This window comes from Mesorhizobium sp. M0761 (assembly GCF_040320205.1).
In the GTDB taxonomy this organism is placed as follows: domain Bacteria; phylum Pseudomonadota; class Alphaproteobacteria; order Rhizobiales; family Rhizobiaceae; genus Mesorhizobium.
Window position 1 is genome coordinate 33,213 of sequence record NZ_JAMYPF010000018.1, and the last position, 18,517, is coordinate 51,729.

Here is an 18,517-nt window from a genome sequence, read left to right on the forward strand (position 1 = left end):
TCTCGAACCTCGGGACTATCGCGCCTTCTCTTGAAAAAGCCTCAGCGGCGGTTTTTTCTCTGGCGGAATCAATTCGGCCGCGTTAAGCGATAACTCCCATGGCGCGATATGTATTCATCACAGGCGGCGTGGTTTCCTCACTAGGAAAAGGCATCGCTGCAGCGGCCCTTGGGGCTCTCTTGCAGGCGCGAGGCTATCGCGCACGCATCAAAAAGCTCGATCCCTATCTCAATGTCGATCCCGGAACGATGTCGCCTTACCAGCATGGCGAGGTTTTCGTCACCGATGACGGCGCCGAGACCGATCTCGATCTTGGCCATTACGAGCGCTTCACCGGCCGCTCGGCCAACCAGCAGGACAACATCACCACCGGCCGCATCTACAAGAACATCATCGAGCGCGAACGGCGCGGCGACTATCTCGGCGCCACCGTGCAGGTCATTCCGCATGTCACCGACGAGATCAAGAATTTCGTGCTCGACGGCAATGACGACTATGATTTCGTGCTGTGCGAGATCGGCGGCACGGTTGGCGATATCGAGGCGATGCCGTTTCTCGAGGCTATCCGCCAGCTCGGCAACGATCTGCCGCGCAACAACGCCGTCTATGTCCACCTGACCTTGATGCCTTACATCCCGACGGCTGGCGAGCTGAAGACCAAGCCGACCCAGCATTCGGTCAAGGAACTGCGCGGCATCGGCATCGCGCCCGATATCCTGCTGGTCCGCGCCGACCGCGCCATCCCCAAGGAAGAGCGCAGAAAACTGTCGCTGTTCTGCAATGTGCGCGAAAGTGCCGTCATCCAGGCGCTCGACGTGCCCCACATCTATGACGTGCCGATGGCTTACCACAAGGAAGGGCTCGATTCGGAAGTGCTGGCCGCCTTCGGTATCGATCCGGCGCCGAAGCCGCGCATGGAGCCTTGGCAGGCCGTGTCCAACCGCATCCACAATCCGGAGGGCGAGGTGACGATTGCCATCGTCGGCAAATACACCGGCCTCAAGGATGCCTACAAATCGCTGATCGAGGCTTTGTCGCATGGCGGCATGGCCAACCGCGTCAAGGTCAAGCTCGACTGGATCGAGAGCGAGATTTTCGAGAAGGAAGACCCCACGCCGTGGCTGGAAAAGGTGCATGGCATCCTGGTGCCCGGCGGCTTCGGCGAGCGCGGCTCGGAAGGCAAGATCCTGGCGGCGAAATTCGCCCGCGAGCGCAAGGTGCCGTATTTCGGCATCTGCTTCGGCATGCAGATGGCCTGCATCGAGGCGGCGCGCTCGCTGGCCGGCGTCGAACACGCCTCGTCGACCGAATTCGGTCCGACGGACGAGCCCGTCGTCGGCCTAATGACCGAATGGCTGAAAGGCAACATGCTGGAGAAGCGCCGCGAAACGGGCGATCTCGGCGGCACCATGCGGCTTGGCGCCTATCAGGCCGAACTCGCCAAGGGTTCGAAGATCGCCGACATCTATGGCGACACCCAGATTTCCGAGCGCCATCGCCATCGCTACGAGGTCAACATCGACTACAAGGAGCGGCTTGAGGATTGCGGCTTGGTGTTTGCCGGCATGTCGCCCGACGGCGTGCTGCCGGAAACCGTCGAATATCCCGACCATCCCTGGTTTATCGGCGTCCAGTATCACCCGGAGCTGAAGAGCCGGCCGCTTGAGCCGCATCCGCTGTTCGCCAGCTTCATCTCGGCCGCGGTGGACCAGTCGCGGCTGGTCTAGGGCCACGGTGAGGTTTCGCAGCTGATGCAGACCTATGTTGCGCTGCTCTACAGCATCATCCTCGGCGAAGGCCGCCGGGTCGTCATGGCCGACCTCAAGGCGATGGCTGAACACCTTGGGCTGAAGAACCCGCGCACCCTGGTGGCGACCGGTAATCTGGTCTTCGAGACACGGGCGACTGGCATCGCCAAGCTGGAACAGCGGCTGGAAACGGCCTTCGAAAAAACCTTCGGCCGCAATGTCGTCATCATCGTGCGCACTGCCGAGGATTGGCTGAAACTTGCCGCCGGCAACCCATTCCCGGCCGACTCTGCCGAGGCAGGCGATCAGGTGGCCGTGCGGGTGATGCGCGAGCCAGCGCCAGCGGATGGTGTGGCCGCGCTCCAGGCCTATGCCGCTGAGGACGAGAAGGTGGCTTCGGTCGACGGTGACATCTGGGTCGTCTTTTCGCGCCAGCGGCCAAGCTCGCGGCTGCTCGCTGCCATGAACCACAAGCGCATGGGCATCGGCACCGCACGCAACTGGAACACGGTGCGGAGATTGGCTGAGATGGTGGAGTAGGGAGTAGGGAGTAGGGAGTAGGGAGTAGGGAGTAGGGAGTAGGGAGTAGGGATTATACTATTCCCACTGACTACTGACTACTGACTACTCCCTATCTCTCATTTCACGCCTTTGCCGTCCTGGCCCCTGCGCCAAGGGCGGCGGTGCGAAGGACGTAGTAGATGACCCCTGCAATGCCGACACCGAAGAACCAGCCATAAACGCCCCACCATGCCGGCAGCAAGTTGGTGAAGTTCGGCAGGACCGAGGAGAAGATGGCGCCGATGCCGGCGGCTATGAAGGCGTTGACGTGCCAGCCTCCCTGGAAGCGGAACTCGCCATGTTCGCGGTACAGTGCCTCGACGTCGACCTCGCCCTTCCGGATCAGATAGTAGTCGACCATCATCACCCCGAAGATCGGCCCCATCGTCGCGCCGATGACGTTGACGAAAGACGCGGCACTGCCTTCCCACGGCGCGAAGGGATAAAGCACCAGCGCGATCACGGCCGCGATATAGCCGCCCTTCTTGAAGTCGATCTGCCGGGGAAAGACATTGGAGAAGTCGAAGGCCGGCGAGACGAAGTTTGCCACCACATTGATGCCGAGCGTCGCCACGGCAAAAGTCAGGGCTGCAAGCGCTGCCAGGAACCAGCTGTCGAATTTCGCCGAGATCTGGTCGGGATGCAGAAGCACTTCGCCATAGACGTCGAAGGCAGCGATGGTGGTCACGCCGGCGACCAGCGAGAACAGGATGAGATTGATCGGCAGGCCCCAGATGTTGCCCTTGCGCAGCGATGCCTTGTCTGGGGCATAGCGGGCGAAATCGCAGAAATTGAGATAGAGCGCCGAGAAATAGGTGACCCAGATCGCGGCCACCGCAAACAGCGACGTCCAGGAGCCAGGGGTTCCGGGTACGCCGGCATCCTTTGTCTTGTCGAGCAGCACATCCATCGGGATGTCGCTGGTAAAGGCAAATCTCCCGGATTTTACACAGAGATAGATCGCCAGGATCAACATCATCACCCAGACCGCCGGTCCGGCCCAATCCTGGAAGCGGCGCACCGTTTCCATGCCGTTCTGGATGATCAGCAATTGCAGTGCCCAGATGACCACAAAACAGATCACTTCCAGACCCGTATGGCCGAGGAAATGCGTGTTGGCGTTGAAATCGGCGAACCATTGCGAGCGGATCAGCAACGCCACGATCGCGCCCGATGCCGCTGCCGTCTGCGCGCCGTACCAGAAGCAGGCGACGATGGCGCGCACCAGGGCCGGAATGTTGGCGCCCCAGATGCCGAAGGACGCGCGCGCCAGCACGGGGTAGGGCACGCCGGTCTTCACGCCGGCATAGCCGACCATGTTCATCAGCGCGTAGATGATCAGCGAACCGATGCCGATGGCGATGATGAAATTGACGAAGCCGCCGCAAAACAGGAACAGGCTTGCGGCGAGATAGTAGCCCCAGAGGCTGTGGACGTCCGACGTCCAGACGTTGAAGATCGAGAACGGCCCCCAGTTTCGGACTTTGGCCGGAGCCAAATCCTCATTGTATAGATCGGGTGATGCGCCTTGTATGGTCATTGCGATGTCCTCCCCTTGATGCCGCACGCGCCCTCACGCGTCGACTGCGCAGGTTATGCCTGACGCAGGGGAACCGGCAAGCAATCCATTTGCCGGCTTTGGCCTTAAAGATATTCAATGAGAACAGCGCTTATCGATCGGCTTTTGGCGAAGGTCGGCGCAATCGCGGCGATCTTGATTCGACCCGCAGACGGCAGCGATCAGGACGCTTTGCGGTTGAGGGCCGGTGATGCGTCGAAATTGGCGGCAAGCCAAGCTATCGCGCAGGTGACATCATCGAGCCTGTATTGGGCCACGGTCGGCCCACGCGGCTTGACCCGGATCGAGATGCCGCCGGCCTCGTTGATCGCCTCGAAACCGTTTTCGTCGGCGGTGTCGTCGCCGAGAAAGACCGGCCGCCGTCCGGCAAAGGGCGGGATTGCCATGAAACGCCGCACGGCAGCGCCCTTGGCTGCTTCGAGCGGCATGAGTTCGACGCCGGCGTTGCCCGGGATAACCCGATAGCCCTTGGGAAGCTCGGTCAATGCCTGTTCGGCAAGATGCGTTGCCCTGGCCAGCAGATGCGGCGCCGCACGCGTATGGATGGCGAGGATCGGACCCTTGCGCTCGATATGAACAAGGCCGTCATCCAGTTCGGCCTCGATGGCGTCGGCAAGGGCAGCGATATCGGCGGGAGCATCGGCGGTAACGACCGGGCCGTCCGGCGTCAGCCGGTGTTCCAGCCCATAGAGACCGGCAACACGCAGCTTCAACGGATGAAACAGGCGGTCGGCGCCTTCGACCGAGCGGCCGGTGATAAAGGCGACAGCGCCGTCCAGCCGTTCATCGACGACGCCGAGGAGGTTGCGCAGTTCGTCGCTTACGGACACGGCGTCGGGGTGCGCCGCGTGCTCCAGCAACGTGCCGTCGATATCGAGGAAAAGCGCCCATTGTCCTTCCGGCAGGTCGGGTGCGGTTGGCAGGCCCGGTGCTTTTGACAGGCTATTCATGACGCCACCTTCCGCATGCGGTCGAACAGCGAGACGATGTTGGTGTCGGTGTTTGCGGGCCGCTCGGCGACACTAGTCGCTCTTTCGAGGTCGCCGCGTTTGCGCAGGCGCGCCGCATCGAGCAGCATGCTGCCGGCCCAGCGAAAGACATTGTTGTCGCGCACTATTTCCCGCATCGGGCGCATGCGCTCGCGCTGTTCGTCCGGTGACATGGTCAGCGCCTGCAGCAGCACCTGGCTCATCATCGCCGCGTCGTAAGGATTTACGATCAGTGCTTCCAGCAGTTCGCGCGACGCGCCGGCAAATGTGCTGAGCAACAGCACGCCCTGTTCGTCGTCACGCGCGGCGACGAATTCCTTGGCTACGAGGTTCATGCCGTCATGCAGGCTGGTGACCATGCAGATGTCGGCGGCGCGATAGATCTCATAGACCTGTTGCTGCGAATGGTGCTCAGCCACCATGACCACGGGCTTGTAGCCGTCATGACCGTAGCGCTGGTTGAGCTCGTTGGCATAACGCAGGCATTCATCGTGCAGTTGCTGGTACGCCGGCAGCGTGCCGCGGCTTGGGGCAGCAATCTGCAGGAACACTACCTTGCCGATCCACTCGGGGTGGCGCGTAAACAATTCGTCCAGCGCATGGAAGCGGTCGAGGATGCCCTTGGTGTAGTCCAGGCGCTCGACGCCGACGCACAGCTTGACGTCCGCCGACAGGCCGAACCGCTCACGCAGGCGGGCGCGGCTTTCCTCGACCGGTGGCAGTTTGGCCAGGAGTTCGGCCGGCCATTCGATGGAGATGGGATAGGCGTGCACCAGTGTCGTCCGCCCGCCATACGAGATCGCGGCGTCGGCGCGCTCGATCCGGCTTTCCAGGAACCTGTCTACGCTTTCAGTGAAATTATTGGCATGAAACTGGGTGTGAAAGCCGATGATCGAGCTCCCGAGCAGTCCATCAAGAACGCGTTCGCGCCATGGGCAGATGCTGAACACTTCGGAGTTCGGCCACGGGATGTGCCAGAAGGTGATGATGATCGCCTCCGGCAGGCGCTCGCGGATCATGCGCGGCAGGAGCGCGAAATGGTAATCCTGAACCAGCACGATCGGCCGCTCATTGCGCGCCTCGGCAACCACCATATCGGCGAATTTGCGGTTGACGGCCTCATAGGCCTCCCAGTCCGAGGCACGGAAGACCGGCCGTGTGAAGGCGATATGGCAGAGCGGCCAAAGCCCTTCATTGGCAAAGCCGAGATAATAGCCCTGGTATTCGTCGTCGCTCAGCCACACGCGGCGCAGCGTATAGGACGGATTGTCCGGCGGCACCTGAACCCGATCGTTGCTGTCGACCGTCAGACGATCCGCAGTTCCGCCGCCATAGGCGATCCAGGTGCCGCTGCAGGCGCGGGTGATAGGCTCAAGCGCCGACACCAGGCCGCTGGCCGGCACCAGAAGCTCGACGCCGTCGTCCTTGATGTTGTGGATATAGGGTTCTCGGTTCGAGACGACGATGACCTGCGCGTCCGGCAGGTCGTCGGCAAGTATCTTGCGCAAGGTGTCGGGCGACCAGTTCACCAGCGCCGCGTCGGGAGATTGTCCGTTCTTCTCGAACTCCCGCAAGACCTTGCGCGTCGCTTCCGATGCGACGTCCTCGCCGGCAGTCGGTGCAACCGTCAAGCTATGGCTACGACGTTGCCTGGAGATCGATAACATAACGGCTAGAATCGAAAGGCCAAGGCTTGCAAGGATCAAGACCCAGAGCAGGGCCATGCCATAATCAGTCATTCCAATTCCAACTCAATTTTGGCCGCCAGGGCCTTTTTCTTCATGGTTCGATTTGAGTGTTCGCAGCCGACGATCGCCCGTGAGAACCTGTGTTTTTCGCAACGCACAAACCCTGGGTTCGGTTCCCGTTGAAGGCCGTTCAGATCATGTCCGCACGATCAGCGGAACCAGCCCTTCATGGCGGTCGGCGAGAAAGGCGACGACGCGGTCGCCGACGCGCTGGAAGGTAAGATCGACCCTCTTTTCGCCGACACCCAGATGCCTGAGCGTCAGCGTATCGATGCCGATCGGCAAACGGGGTCGAGTGACGTGGATTTCGCCGTTCCAGCCGTCGATTTCCAGACCGAGGCACGCCTGCATCAGCATGAAGGCCGAGCCTGCCGACCAGGCTTGCGGCAGGCAGGCGACGGGGTAGGCGATCGGCGCTTCACCCGGCGAGCGGGTAAAGCCGCAGAACAGTTCCGGCAGCCGCATGTTGAAGTGCACGGCGGATTCGAACGTGCCGCTCATCAGCCGCACCACGCTGTCACGCTCGCCGAACCGCGCCAGGCCGGCGCCGCACATCGCCGTGTCATGCGGCCAGATGGAACCATTGTGGTACGACATCGGGTTGAACAGCACAGCATCGTCGGAAAGCGTTCGCACCCCCCAGCCGGAGTGGAAGGAGGCCGAAAGCAACTGGTCGGCGACCATCTTCGCCCGCGCCGGTTCGGGCAGGCCGACATAGAGCAGGTGTCCGGCATTCGACGTGCGCACCTTGCACGGCTCTCCGGCGCCGTCGATCGCCAGCGCATAGAAGCCGAGATCGTCCAGCCAGAAATCACGCTCGACGGCGATCCGCATCTCTTCGGCGCGATTTTCCCAGTGCTCGGCCTGCGCGAACTCGCCCCGGCGGCGGGCGAGAGCGGCAAGGCCCCTGAAGGCGGCGAAGACATAACCCTGCACTTCGACCAGCGCGATCGGCCCCTTGGGAATGCGGCCGTCGGCGTGGAAGACCGAGTCGAAGCTGTCCTTCCAGCCCTGGTTCGCAAGGCCGGATTCGGCAGCGCGCTGATAGGTGACGAAGCCGGTTGCGCGGCTCGCCTCTTCCGTCCACTTGGCGGCGGCGCAGAGAGACGGCCACAGGCTGGCGATGAAGTCCATGTCGCCGGTGCGCTCGGCATAGGCGCAAGCGAGGTGGATGTAGAGCGGCGTGGTATCGACGCCGCCATAGTAGCGGCCGAAGGGTAGCTCCTGCAGCGCCACCATCTCGCCCTTGCGCGTCTCGTGCATGATCTTGCCGGGCTGCGAGTCGCTGAAAGGCGATGTCTCGGTCGCCTGGTGCTGGGCGAGGAAGGCAAGCACGCCGCGCGCCAGGCCGGGGTTGAGCCATAGCATCTGCAGCGCCGAGATGACGCCGTCACGGCCGAAGGCCGTCGAAAACCAGGGGATGCCGGCATAGGGGTAGGGGCCGGTCGACAGCTCGGTGGTCAGCAAGGCGACATCGGCGCGAGCGCGTTCGACCCAATCGTTGAAGACGCGGCCCGAACTGTGCACCGTCGCTCCATGGCGGCGCTTGGCCCGCATGCCGAAACGGGCGCGCGCCGCGGCCGCCCGGAAGCGGTCGCGGTCGGGCGTTTCGGTCAGTTCCGCGCCGACCTCGACGTAAAGCATCTTGCTGCTGCGCTTGGTCACTGCGATGAGGAAATCCGCGCGCTCGGCGCTCAGCTGGTCCGGCGGCTGCGAGAACGAGATCGCAGACACCCGCGCCAGCCCGTCCAGTCCGTCATAGCGCAGCAGCACCGAGGCAGGCTCGATCTCCGCTGCATGCGCCATTCCGCGCTTCGGCCGGGTCGAACCGCGCACCTCGAACATGTCGCGGAAATCGGCGGCAAAATGCAGCGAGACGCGGATTGCCGAATGCTCCTGGCTGTAGTTGGAAAGGGTGATGCGCTCGAACAGCCGGTCCTGCCACAACAGCCTGACGCGCTCGATATGGATGGCGCCCTGGGGGATGTCGCGGCCACCGACGCTTTGCATCGGCAAATTGGTCATATTGCTGGTGAACAGCACATTGTCCTGGCTGAGCGAGGCGCCGAGCAGCGATGTCTGCCGGCCGCCGACGGTGAGCCTGAACTCCGACAGCACCCGGGTGTCGTCACGGAAGAAACCGTCGCCCGCACCCCTGATATCGCCGTAGGCATCGGCCACGGCAAAACAGTCGCCTTGCTTCAGGGCAAACAGCCGGTGCGGCTCGCGCGGCGCGGTTTCGTCCAGGGAGGCAAGGGCCACGGCAGGGTCGAGCTTGCGCTCGTCAAGTTCGGTCATCAGTCACAAATCTCTGTTTCGGGCTCGGAACGTCAGCCGTCGTTCACGATGCTTTCGATTCAGCCGGGGCGCCGATGAGACGCGCATAGGCAGTGAGATAGTCGCGCGCCATCCTGTTGGCGGAGAACCGACTTTCGAAGACGGCGCGCACCTTTCGCCGGTCGAGTTGCAGCAAGGCCGGCACCGCGGCGACAGCGGCATCGAGAGAATCGACGACAAATCCGGTAACGCCATGGTCGATGACTTCCGGCAACGCACCGCAGTTCCAGCCGATGGTTGGCGTACCGCACGCCATCGCCTCGATCGCGGCAAGGCCGAACGGCTCGGGCCAGTCTATCGGAAACAGCAGACCAGCGGCATTGCCGAGGAATTCAGTCTTCTCACCCTCGGCGATCTCGCCGACATAGTCGATGCGGTCGCCATCGATCAAGGGCTCGATCGTCTCATGGAAATAGGCGCGGTCATCGTCGCCGATCTTGGCCGCCAGCTTGAGCTTCATGCCCGAGCGCAAGGCGATGTCGATGGCCCGGTCCGGCCGCTTGTCGCGCGAAAGCCGGCCGAGAAAGGCAAGGTATGGTTCGCCCGCCGCCGTCTCGAAGGTCGGCTTATAGAGACCCGTCGGCAGCCCGTGATGGATGGTGGCCAGCCAATTGGCATTCGCAAGCCCGGTCTTCTGGCTATGCGAGATCGAGATCAGCGGAAAGCGCGGAAAACGCTGATAGGCTGGCGCCAGGTCGACATAATCGAGCCGGCCATGCGGCGTCGTCACCGTCTTGTCCGGCATGGTCTCGAAGAACGAGAAATGCAGGAAATGACTGAGGTGAAAATGAATGATATCAAAGTCGTGGGCTCGGTTCCTCACATCGGCAAGCATCGCAAGATGCGCCGCCGTGTCCGATTTCAGCGGGCGCGGATCGAGGCGTAGCGCGCGTTCGCGTCCTGGTATCAGTCTGGCCGACGTCCGGCTGTCGCCGCTGGCGAACAGCGTCACCTCATGGCCGAGTTCGACCAGCCCTTCGGTCAGATAGGAAACGATGCGCTCGGTGCCGCCATAGAGAAGGGGTGGCACCGATTCGTGCAAAGGGGCGACATGGGCTATGCGCATGGTTTGAACGTGTCCCTCAAGGCAATCACGAGAGCGAAATGCATCAGCCGGCCTAACGTTCCGGACAAAAGCGGGCGTCGGCAACCCAAGCCCACCGGCGCAGATTTTTTTGCAATAAGCGGAACAAACGCGCTATCCGCGAATTTAGTAGGGTTGGTCCGCGCTGCGGCCGACCAGGGAGAGAACAAAATGGACCGCTTGCATTTCTTTACGCCCGTGCGCATTGCGCGCGGGCAGGGACACCCCGTCGAGGAAGTCGATAGCGTTGCCGAAGCGATGGTCTTTTTGCAGAAATGGCCATTGGGACGGCGTGGGCCTGTGTATCAGTGCGCCGTGAATTGCTGCTCCGCGGCCCTGTCGGGCAGAATGTCGGCCGAAGCAGCCAGGAAGGCGTTTACGGGCTTTGCCCGCATCACCCGGCTGCTCGATGATGACATGGCCCTTCCGATGGGCGGCGAAAGCATGGCGGAAGTCCACGCGCTGAGGCGCTAGGCGCCGGTCCAGCCATTTGGCTATTGAACACCCGGGCTTTGGCGGCGCGGGCATCATCTTTTCCGCACCGGAGTATTCCGGCGCGGCCCTTCACCTCATGGACCACACTGTGCTTTCATGCGGCGTTTCGCATGACCGGTGGGTGACGACCATCCACGGGCGGCCCGAACGTGGAGGGGTAGACAATGTCGAGACTGATCCTGGGAACACTCGGCGCTATCGTCATCGCCCTCATCTGGGCGGTCTTTGCCAGTTTGATGGGCGCGCCATCGATCGTGATCACGGTCGGCGCGGTCGCCATTGGGGCCGGCGTCTACACCTACGTCGACCGACGCTCGACTTGACGCGTCCCCGGTCTGCCGCGCGCTCGACCAATTGCACGCCGGTGTTTGACGCGCGCGACAGTCGCGGCGGGCATTCTTCAAAGATGAGCTTGCTGGCCGCATAGAGAGCCAAGGCGCAGACAGGGCGCCACACGTCGGACCGGGCTCCGCGAGAACTTGGGAGAGATCGTCAAAGATCTTTCAATCCGGCCAATGTAGATCGAAACGGCGAATCTGTGGATTTCCGGTGGAACATCGTCGCCTCGAAACACTTCGGGCGTTGCACTGCCCCATCAGTGCACGTTCCCTTGTTCTGTTGGAACTGGCCGGCTGCCGAAAGGTGGCCGGCTTTTTTGTATATTAGCGGAACCTGAAATTACGGGGCTTGTTCTGCATGCGGCAGCGAGCCCTCGCTGCTGGTCGAGGGCCGTAACCCTTGGCCGGGCCCGCATCGCTCCGCCAGTGGTGCGGGCCCACGGCCTCCGGTTTTTCCGGGCGTCTCGACTCGCTGATCCTCACCCTGGTCCGGCTAATGCATGTCACTCAAAAAAAGGCTCGGTTGTGAGACAATGACATGCACACGCGGCGCGCTTTAGCACAATCATTCACAAAGCCGTGGGTTCAACTGTTGCTACCCTTCTTGGCTGGATTGTGCGAATGATGACTGTCCTTTTCACCACCACCCCCTGAAACTCGGCTTTTGGATCGACGGTCTTCATCCGCCGGGGGGTTGTTGACCTGCAGGGGTTTTCTGGCGTTCTCGTGCGATGCGCCTGGCCCGCCCTGCCGGATCGTGTTCGGGTGTTTCTTCGATGTGGACATGATCACCGATCCTGCTGACGGCCCTGATGAGTGGTGTTGACCTTGGTGTTGGCTTGCTGCCCTTGGCGCTCCGGATCCGGCGCTCCGTGAGTGCCGTGCTGGGCATCATCGTGGCTAATCTGTCGCCCTTCTCCTCGACCCTTCTGGCTCTGGTTCTCAGGCGGCACGGGCGGCATTTTGCTCGACATCTGCATCTCCTTGGGTTGGTCTCGTGACTCCAAACCGTGATCGTGGGGGGAAGTTCCGTCTGCTTCATCAGCACCTGTGCTTTTCGGTGCCGACGGTGACTCCCAACAGCGGCCCGCGTTGCTGGTCGAGGACAGGCAATCTCTGGGCGGGCCGCGTCGCCCGCCAGTGGTGCGGGCCTGCAATATAAATCCTAAGCTAGTTTATTGCGAGCTTCCGGCGACTTGCGTAGCGGGCCACAGTGGCTTTCAGGAGAGCAGCGTGTTGTATCCGGTCGATTTGGAGCGACCGAAATACAGTGCTTGACCACGTTGCTGACATGATCGGTGACGAGCGCGGTGTCGCGCCTGGATCGCGGCAGCAGCCTCTGGTCCGATCTGCCCGCAGCTGGTGGCAGCTAAAACGACGTCAAAAGACCTAAGTCTCTTTGATCGCCCTCGCTGCTCGCACGAGCGATGACCAGTCAGCTCCCATGGCTGCGACAAGGTCTCGAGCATCTTCGTCTGATATTCCGGTACGGTCTACGAGCTTCCGTGCCAGCAATTCGAATGCCAATTCTATGATCGTCATAGCTCAGCCCTTACGAGAGTGCCCGTGATGATAGCTTGCAAATGGGTCTTCCGCATTTGCACATGTTAAGCGACCATCACGAATGTCTCATGTACCGCAGAATGTCTGCAGGACGCGCTCATCCGGGCGTGGCGGCTCAGCAAAGCGTTCCATTCCCGGCTGCTCATCGAAGGGACGGCTGACGACCGCCAGGATCTCCTCGAACGGTCTAAAGTCGCCGCCCAACGCCGCCTGGATCATCGCCTCGATGCGATGATTGCGGGGGATGAATTTGGGATTGACCGATTGCATGGCAGAACGGCGCGTGGCCGTGTCGGCTGCTTCGCTTGCAATGCGCTGGCGCCACCGCGCCGACCAGGCATCGAATGAGCTTGGATCCTTAAACAACTGCCGCGCCGTGCCTTGGCCGTCCGCAGCGTCGAGGTCATCGCCCAGGCGCCGAAAGCCGAGCGTAAAGTCCGCTTCGCCGTGAGCCAGCACGTCCAGAAAGTCGGCAGCGAGCTGCAAGTCGCCTTCCGCTTCGGTCAGCAGTCCGAGTTTTGTGCGGAAGCCGCGCTGCAACACAGCCCCATAGGAGGCCTGGAACGACCTCAGCACCTCTTCCGCTTCAGACACTGCTTCATTCTCGTCCGTGCTCATGAGCGGCAGCAGGGTCTCGGCAAAGCGCGCAAGGTTCCATGTGGCGACACGAGGCTGGTTGGCATAGGCATAGCGACCGGCGCGGTCTATCGAACTGAACACCGCGCTGGGGTCGTAAGCGTCCATGAAGGCGCATGGGCCATAGTCGATCGTCTCGCCCGAGATCGACATGTTGTCGGTGTTCATGACGCCATGGATGAAGCCGACCAGCATCCAGCGCGCCACCAGATCCGCCTGTGCGGCGACAACGGCCTCCAGCAAAGCCCGGTACGGCCGTGCTTCCCCCGCCAGCTGTGGGAAGTGACGCTGAATGGCATAGTCGGCCAATATCTTGAGCGCCTCGGTGTCGTGGCGCGCGGCGAAATATTGGAACGTGCCGATCCTGATATGGCTTGCCGCCACCCGTGTCAGGACGGCGCCGGGCAGCCGGACCTCGCGATAGACCGCGTCGCCGGTGAGCACCGCCGCAAGGCTTCGCGTCGTCGGAATGCCGAGCGCCGCCATCGCTTCGCTGACGACATATTCGCGCAGGACAGGGCCGAGTGCGGCGCGGCCGTCACCGTTGCGCGAGAACCGCGTTGGTCCCGATCCTTTCAGCTGGATGTCACGGCGAACGCCGTTGACGTCCACCACTTCGCCAAGCAGCAGGGCGCGCCCGTCGCCGAGCTGAGGCACGAAGCTTCCGAACTGGTGGCCCGCATAAGCCAGAGCGATTGCCTGCAAGCCTTCCGGAAATTTGTTGCCGGCCAGCATCGCCACTCCATCCGGGCTGGTAAGCAGGTCGGCATCGAGCCCGAGTTCCTCGGCGAGGGGCCGGTTGAACCGGATCAGCCGCGGTTCGGATACCGGCTTCGGATGTGTTTGCGCGAAGAAGCGCTCCGGCAGTTGCGCATAGCTGTTGCTCAGGGCAGGAAGCCCCATCTGAATGACCGGGGTTTGTTCAGCAGTCGCAGGTGACGTCATGACGAGCTGTCTCTGAAGAGGAGGGGTTCAACAGATCCCGTTTCGAGGAGCCTGTGTTCATTTGTTCATATAGGGACGCAACGTCGTTGGTGCCATCCGGATCCATCAGGCCGGCACCGGATACAAGCTGGGAACCACCCGCCTCAACTATCGAGGTTCGGGCTGCCGTGGGACGACGGGCCGTGGCGGAATCCAGAGCTGACCCCCGCATCGCCACTGTCTCCGAACTGGGCACCCGGCAATCTAGTCAGTGCGGGCGTGCAATGCCGGGGCGGCGTCTGCCTTGGTTGGCAGCGGCTCTCTCGGGGCCGCTCCCGGCGACGATGTCGAACCCGGTTCGACTCGCTCCTCGGCGATGAGCCGGGCGCCACGCTCATAGGTCAGGTAGCGCCAGAGCCACTGGATCGAGACCTGAACGCGGTGCTGAAAACCGACGAGCAGGTAGACATGGATGAGCGCCCAGGCAGACCAGGCGAACCAGCCTTTCAGTTTCAGCCTGCCCGATTCGAACACGGCAGCGTGGCGGCCGACAATGGCCGTGTTGCCTCGATTGCTGAAGACAAAAGCGGGCAGCGTATCGCCAGCATCTATCCGGCGTGCCAGTGCCTTGCCGAGGTGCTCGCCCTGCTGCTTGGCGACTTGGGCAAGACCCGGCAATGGCTGGCCGTTCCCATCGACGACCAGTGCGACGTCGCCAAGCGCGAAGACATCGGGATGGCCGACGACCTGCAGGTCGGATTCGACCTTCACCCGACCGCCGCGGTCGAGCCCGACACCAAGCTGGGCGACCAGCGGAGAAGCCGCCACCCCGGCGGCCCAGAGCGTCAAGGCCACCGGGATCACCTGGCCGCCGACGGTGATCTGATGCGCTTCGATCGCCTCGACCCGGTTGCCGAGCGCGACCTCGACGCCCAGGCTTTCAAGGCGCAGACGTGCATATCTGGAAAGCTCCGGGGCGAATCCGGCGAGCAGACGCTCGCCGGCTTCTACCAGTATGATCCTTGTCTTCTCGGGCCGGATGTTGCGGAAGTCGCGCGCCAGTGTGTGCCGGCTGAGTTCGGCGATCGAGCCCGCCAGTTCGACACCGGTCGGGCCGCCGCCGATAATGGCGATCGTCATCAGCCGGGATTGCTCGACTGGATCGGTGGTCCGTTCCGCGTGCTCGAACGATAGCAGCAGCCGTGACCGGATCGTGCGCGCGTCCTCGATGGTCTTCAAACCGGGACAAACCCGAGCCCAGCTCTCCTGGCCGAAATAGAATGGCTGCGAACCAGTGGCCAAGACCAGGATGTCGTAGGGGACCGTGGTCCCATCGGCCAGCACCAGTATCCTGGCCTCGGTGCCGATCTCGGTGACATCGCCGAAGAGGACCTGAACCGAGGGATAGCGGCCCAGGATCTTGCGGATGGGCTCGGCGATATCAGGCGCCGACAAGGCGGCGGTTGCAACCTGATAGAGCAAGGGCTGGAACAGGTGGTGATTGTGGCGGTCGATGATCGTCACCCCGATTTCCGCCTTGCCAAGCGCCTTGGCAACCTCCAGGCCGGCAAAGCCTCCGCCGACCACGACGATGCGCGGTGTTAGGCTCCGGCCGTGGCTGCTCTCGGTGGCGAACTGCATGCTTGATACTCCCCTATCCCTGTCCGGAAGTCATAGCCTGGCAGGAGTGCCTCGCTGCTGGCTGGAGCTACTGCTCATTCCGGCGGCATCGGTCCAGGCGAGGCATCCGGCAATGACAGGCGTCGTGCTGACCACAAGGGCGCCGCGCGCGTGAAGGGATACCAACCCGCGCCATGAGACGCGGTCGACCGCCCAGATGGTGCCGCTGGCGTCGACCCATTTGAGATGGGCGTCGGCGACTTCAACGGCCCGCATCATCGCCGCCGGTTCCATCCCGGCCCGAAAGACGATGATGGAATTGGCGGCACCGTTGAAGAACGGGCCGGCGCCGGCTGCCAATCCCGCGAGCAGGACGATGCTGGTCAGCGCTGCCGAAGCACCGCGTGCCGGTCCGCCGCGGTTGGGCAGCACCAGCACCAACACCAGCGGCACGATGCCGAAGATGACCAGCCACGCGATATCCCAGGCGAGCGGCAAGTCGCTGTTCATCTTGATCCGGTGCAGACCCAGCAGCCAGTGAAACACGACAGCATCGACGACATGCCAGACGCCGAACCCTGCGAAGGCGAGCCGCAGGATCTCCGTGGTGGTCCCGGGCCGCGCGCCCGCCGCCCTCGCGGCCACCAGCAGCACCGTGCCGGCGACGGCGAGCACATACATGAAAAGATGGAAGAGGCCGTCGGCCATGATCTGGAAGCGCAGGTCGGAACCCGCCGGATCGGCGACGCCCGAGAGAAGATGATGCCATTGCAGGATCTGATGCAGGACGATGCCGTCGAAGAAACCGCCGAGCGCGAAGCCGAGCAGCAGCCAGCCGGCTCGCGTCCTCGGGTCGAGTGTCGCGGTGATCGCGTCCATGTCAGGACCACCGGCTCCAGGCCGGGGCGTTCAGTTGCCTGGGCACCGACATGTCCGGCGGCGTGGGGTCATGGAGACCATGACGCGCCTCGAGCCAGAAGGCGGATATCAGCCCACCAACCACCGTCGTCAGAACCAGGGTCGCAGCAATTATCGCCAGCATGGACGTCGATCCTCAGCCGCGCAGGGTCGGCCGCGCGGAACCTAACCGCGGCTTCCGTGGAATGTTCCTACCGCCGGTTCGGTGGAGGGAACAATCAAGTTCCAGCACGGTTCGATGCTGGCGACGGACGGCTCAAGCGGAGAAGGTCATGAACGAATATACGGCGGCAGATCCGGACGGTCTCGACAGCCACCAGCCGACCGGCATCACCCGATGGCTGTTTTCGACCAACCACAAGGACATCGGCACACTCTATCTGGTCTTCGCTTTCATCGCGGGGGTGATCGGCATGCTCTTGTCGGTGAGCATGCGAATCGAGCTGCAGCAACCCGGGATCCAGTTTTTCCCCGGACTGGCGTCGATGATCTACGGTTACCAGGGCGACGCGGCGATCGACGCCGGCAAGCAGCTTTACAACGTCTTCACCACGGCCCACGCGCTGATCATGATCTTCTACACTGTGATGCCAGCCCTGATCGGCGGCTTCGCCAACTGGATGGTTCCGATCATGATCGGCGCCCCCGACATGGCCTTCCCGCGCATGAACAACATCTCGTTCTGGCTGCTGCCGCCGGCATTGATGTTGCTTTTATTGTCGATCTTCATGCCCAGCGTCCCCGGCGGCTATGGCCCTGGGACCGGCTGGTTCCTGTACCCGCCGCTGTCGACCTCCGGCCATCCCGGTCCCGCCGTGGATCTGGTCATCCTGTCTCTGCACATTGCGGGCGCCTCCTCGATCCTGGGAGCCATCAACTTCATCACCACCATCTTCAACATGCGCGCGCCGGGGATGACCCTGCACAAGATGCCCCTGTTTGTGTGGTCGATCCTCATCACCGCCTTCCTGCTGCTGCTGGCTCTGCCGGTGCTGGCCGGCGCCATCACCATGCTCCTGACCGATCGCAATTTCGGAACCACGTTCTTCGCGCCGGACGGCGGAGGCGACCCGCTGCTGTACCAGCATCTCTTCTGGTTCTTCGGCCACCCGGAAGTCTACATCATGATCCTGCCGGCGTTCGGCATCGTCAGCCAGGTGATCTCGACCTTCTCGCGAAAGCCGATCTTCGGGTATCTCGGGATGGTCTACGCAATCGTGGCGATCGGGGTGATCGGCTTCGTCGTCTGGGCCCACCATATGTACACCAGCGGGATAGGCCTCGACACGCAGCGCTACTTCACCTTCGCCACGATGGTGATCGCAGTGCCGACCGGGATAAAAGTGTTCTCCTGGATTGCAACCATGTGGGGCGGTTCGGTCAGCCTGCGGACGCCGATGCTCTGGGCCCTCGGCTTCATATTCCTGTTCACCGTAGGCGGGGTGACGGGCGTTCAACTCGCAAATGCCGGCCTCGACCGTGAACTGCACGACACATACTTCGTCGTCGCGCATTTCCACTACATACTTTCACTGGGAGCGATCTTCGGCATCTTCGCGGGCTGGTATTACTGGTTTCCGAAAATGACGGGATATCTTTACAATCCGCTTCTGGCTGGGGTCCATTTCTGGACGACCTTCGTCGGCGTGAACCTCGTCTTCTTCCCCCATCACTTCCTTGGATTGGCGGGCATGCCGCGTCGCTATGTCGACTATCCCGACGCATTCGCCGGCTGGAACATGGTGTCCTCTTATGGATCGTACATGTCGGCCGCGAGTGTCGTGATTTTCCTCTTCGGCATCTTGGAAGCTTTCTACCGGCGAAGAGCCGCCGGCATGAACCCGTGGGGGCCAGGAGCTACCACATTGGAGTGGGAGTTGACCTCTCCACCCCCATTCCATCAATGGGACAGGCTGCCGCAAATCAGATGAGGCCGGGTTGTCCAACTCCTTTGCGCAAGCCAGCCCGGTTCCCCGC

At 62.4% G+C, this 18,517-nt stretch carries 15 protein-coding genes; 5 read left to right on the plus strand and 10 right to left on the minus strand.

What is annotated here, in order from left to right:
• Positions 1-98: 98 nt before the first annotated feature.
• Together pyrG and NKI32_RS24505 are read left to right on the plus strand one after the other, a co-directional pair.
• Entirely contained in the window at positions 99-1,727 is a 1,629-nt protein-coding gene (gene pyrG, locus NKI32_RS24500) for a CTP synthase (RefSeq protein WP_023672693.1), read from the plus strand.
• Positions 1,728-1,751: 24 nt separating this feature from the next.
• A complete protein-coding gene (locus tag NKI32_RS24505) occupies positions 1,752-2,288 on the plus strand; it encodes a DUF1697 domain-containing protein (RefSeq protein WP_023832095.1) in 537 nt (178 codons plus the stop codon).
• 103 nt (positions 2,289-2,391) lie between these two features.
• Here NKI32_RS24505 and NKI32_RS24510 read toward each other — a convergent pair whose 3' ends face one another.
• The 5 genes from NKI32_RS24510 to NKI32_RS24530 form a co-directional block, all read right to left on the minus strand.
• Positions 2,392-3,849 (minus strand): NCS1 family nucleobase:cation symporter-1, encoded by a 1,458-nt coding sequence (locus NKI32_RS24510; RefSeq protein WP_023710457.1) that lies wholly within the window; start codon positions 3,847-3,849, stop codon positions 2,392-2,394.
• Between the two features lie 200 nt (positions 3,850-4,049).
• Positions 4,050-4,838 carry a trehalose-phosphatase gene (gene otsB, locus NKI32_RS24515; protein WP_023672690.1) on the minus strand — a complete coding sequence of 263 codons (789 nt, stop codon included), beginning with the start codon at positions 4,836-4,838 and terminating at the stop codon, positions 4,050-4,052.
• Positions 4,835-6,616, minus strand: a complete 1,782-nt coding sequence (locus NKI32_RS24520; protein WP_023754856.1) for an alpha,alpha-trehalose-phosphate synthase (UDP-forming) — start codon at positions 6,614-6,616, stop codon at positions 4,835-4,837. The genes otsB and NKI32_RS24520 overlap by 4 nt, the downstream gene beginning before the upstream one ends.
• A 144-nt stretch (positions 6,617-6,760) precedes the next feature.
• Entirely contained in the window at positions 6,761-8,923 is a 2,163-nt protein-coding gene (locus NKI32_RS24525; RefSeq protein WP_023688553.1) for an amylo-alpha-1,6-glucosidase, read from the minus strand.
• 43 nt (positions 8,924-8,966) lie between these two features.
• Positions 8,967-10,028, minus strand: coding sequence for a glycosyltransferase family 4 protein (locus NKI32_RS24530; protein ID WP_352626157.1), 1,062 nt, complete (start codon positions 10,026-10,028; stop codon positions 8,967-8,969).
• Here NKI32_RS24530 and NKI32_RS31585 point away from each other — a divergent pair.
• Positions 10,014-10,520 carry a DUF982 domain-containing protein gene (locus NKI32_RS31585; protein ID WP_488377175.1) on the plus strand — a complete coding sequence of 169 codons (507 nt, stop codon included), beginning with the start codon at positions 10,014-10,016 and terminating at the stop codon, positions 10,518-10,520. The two genes, NKI32_RS24530 and NKI32_RS31585, sit on opposite strands and share 15 nt — an antisense overlap.
• 185 nt (positions 10,521-10,705) lie before the next feature.
• On the plus strand, positions 10,706-10,864 hold the full coding sequence (locus tag NKI32_RS24540) for a hypothetical protein (protein WP_352626158.1): 159 nt from the start codon (positions 10,706-10,708) through the stop codon (positions 10,862-10,864).
• 600 nt (positions 10,865-11,464) lie between these two features.
• Here the strand turns inward: NKI32_RS24540 and NKI32_RS24545 are convergent.
• The 5 genes from NKI32_RS24545 to NKI32_RS24565 form a co-directional block, all read right to left on the minus strand.
• Positions 11,465-11,665, minus strand: a complete 201-nt coding sequence (locus NKI32_RS24545; RefSeq protein ID WP_352626159.1) for a hypothetical protein — start codon at positions 11,663-11,665, stop codon at positions 11,465-11,467.
• 2 nt (positions 11,666-11,667) lie between these two features.
• A complete protein-coding gene (locus NKI32_RS24550; protein WP_023682450.1) occupies positions 11,668-11,853 on the minus strand; it encodes a hypothetical protein in 186 nt (61 codons plus the stop codon).
• Between the two features lie 655 nt (positions 11,854-12,508).
• On the minus strand, positions 12,509-13,981 hold the full coding sequence (locus tag NKI32_RS24555; RefSeq protein ID WP_353003965.1) for a protein adenylyltransferase SelO: 1,473 nt from the start codon (positions 13,979-13,981) through the stop codon (positions 12,509-12,511).
• A gap of 285 nt (positions 13,982-14,266) precedes the next feature.
• Positions 14,267-15,643: an NAD(P)/FAD-dependent oxidoreductase gene (locus NKI32_RS24560; protein WP_353003967.1), complete on the minus strand. Its 1,377-nt coding sequence runs from the start codon at positions 15,641-15,643 to the stop codon at positions 14,267-14,269.
• Between the two features lie 30 nt (positions 15,644-15,673).
• A complete protein-coding gene (locus tag NKI32_RS24565) occupies positions 15,674-16,501 on the minus strand; it encodes a DUF2243 domain-containing protein (RefSeq protein ID WP_023738736.1) in 828 nt (275 codons plus the stop codon).
• 311 nt (positions 16,502-16,812) lie between these two features.
• On the opposite strand from NKI32_RS24565, the gene ctaD reads away from it, so the two are divergent.
• Entirely contained in the window at positions 16,813-18,471 is a 1,659-nt protein-coding gene (gene ctaD / locus NKI32_RS24570; RefSeq protein ID WP_353003969.1) for a cytochrome c oxidase subunit I, read from the plus strand.
• Positions 18,472-18,517 lie beyond the last annotated feature (46 nt).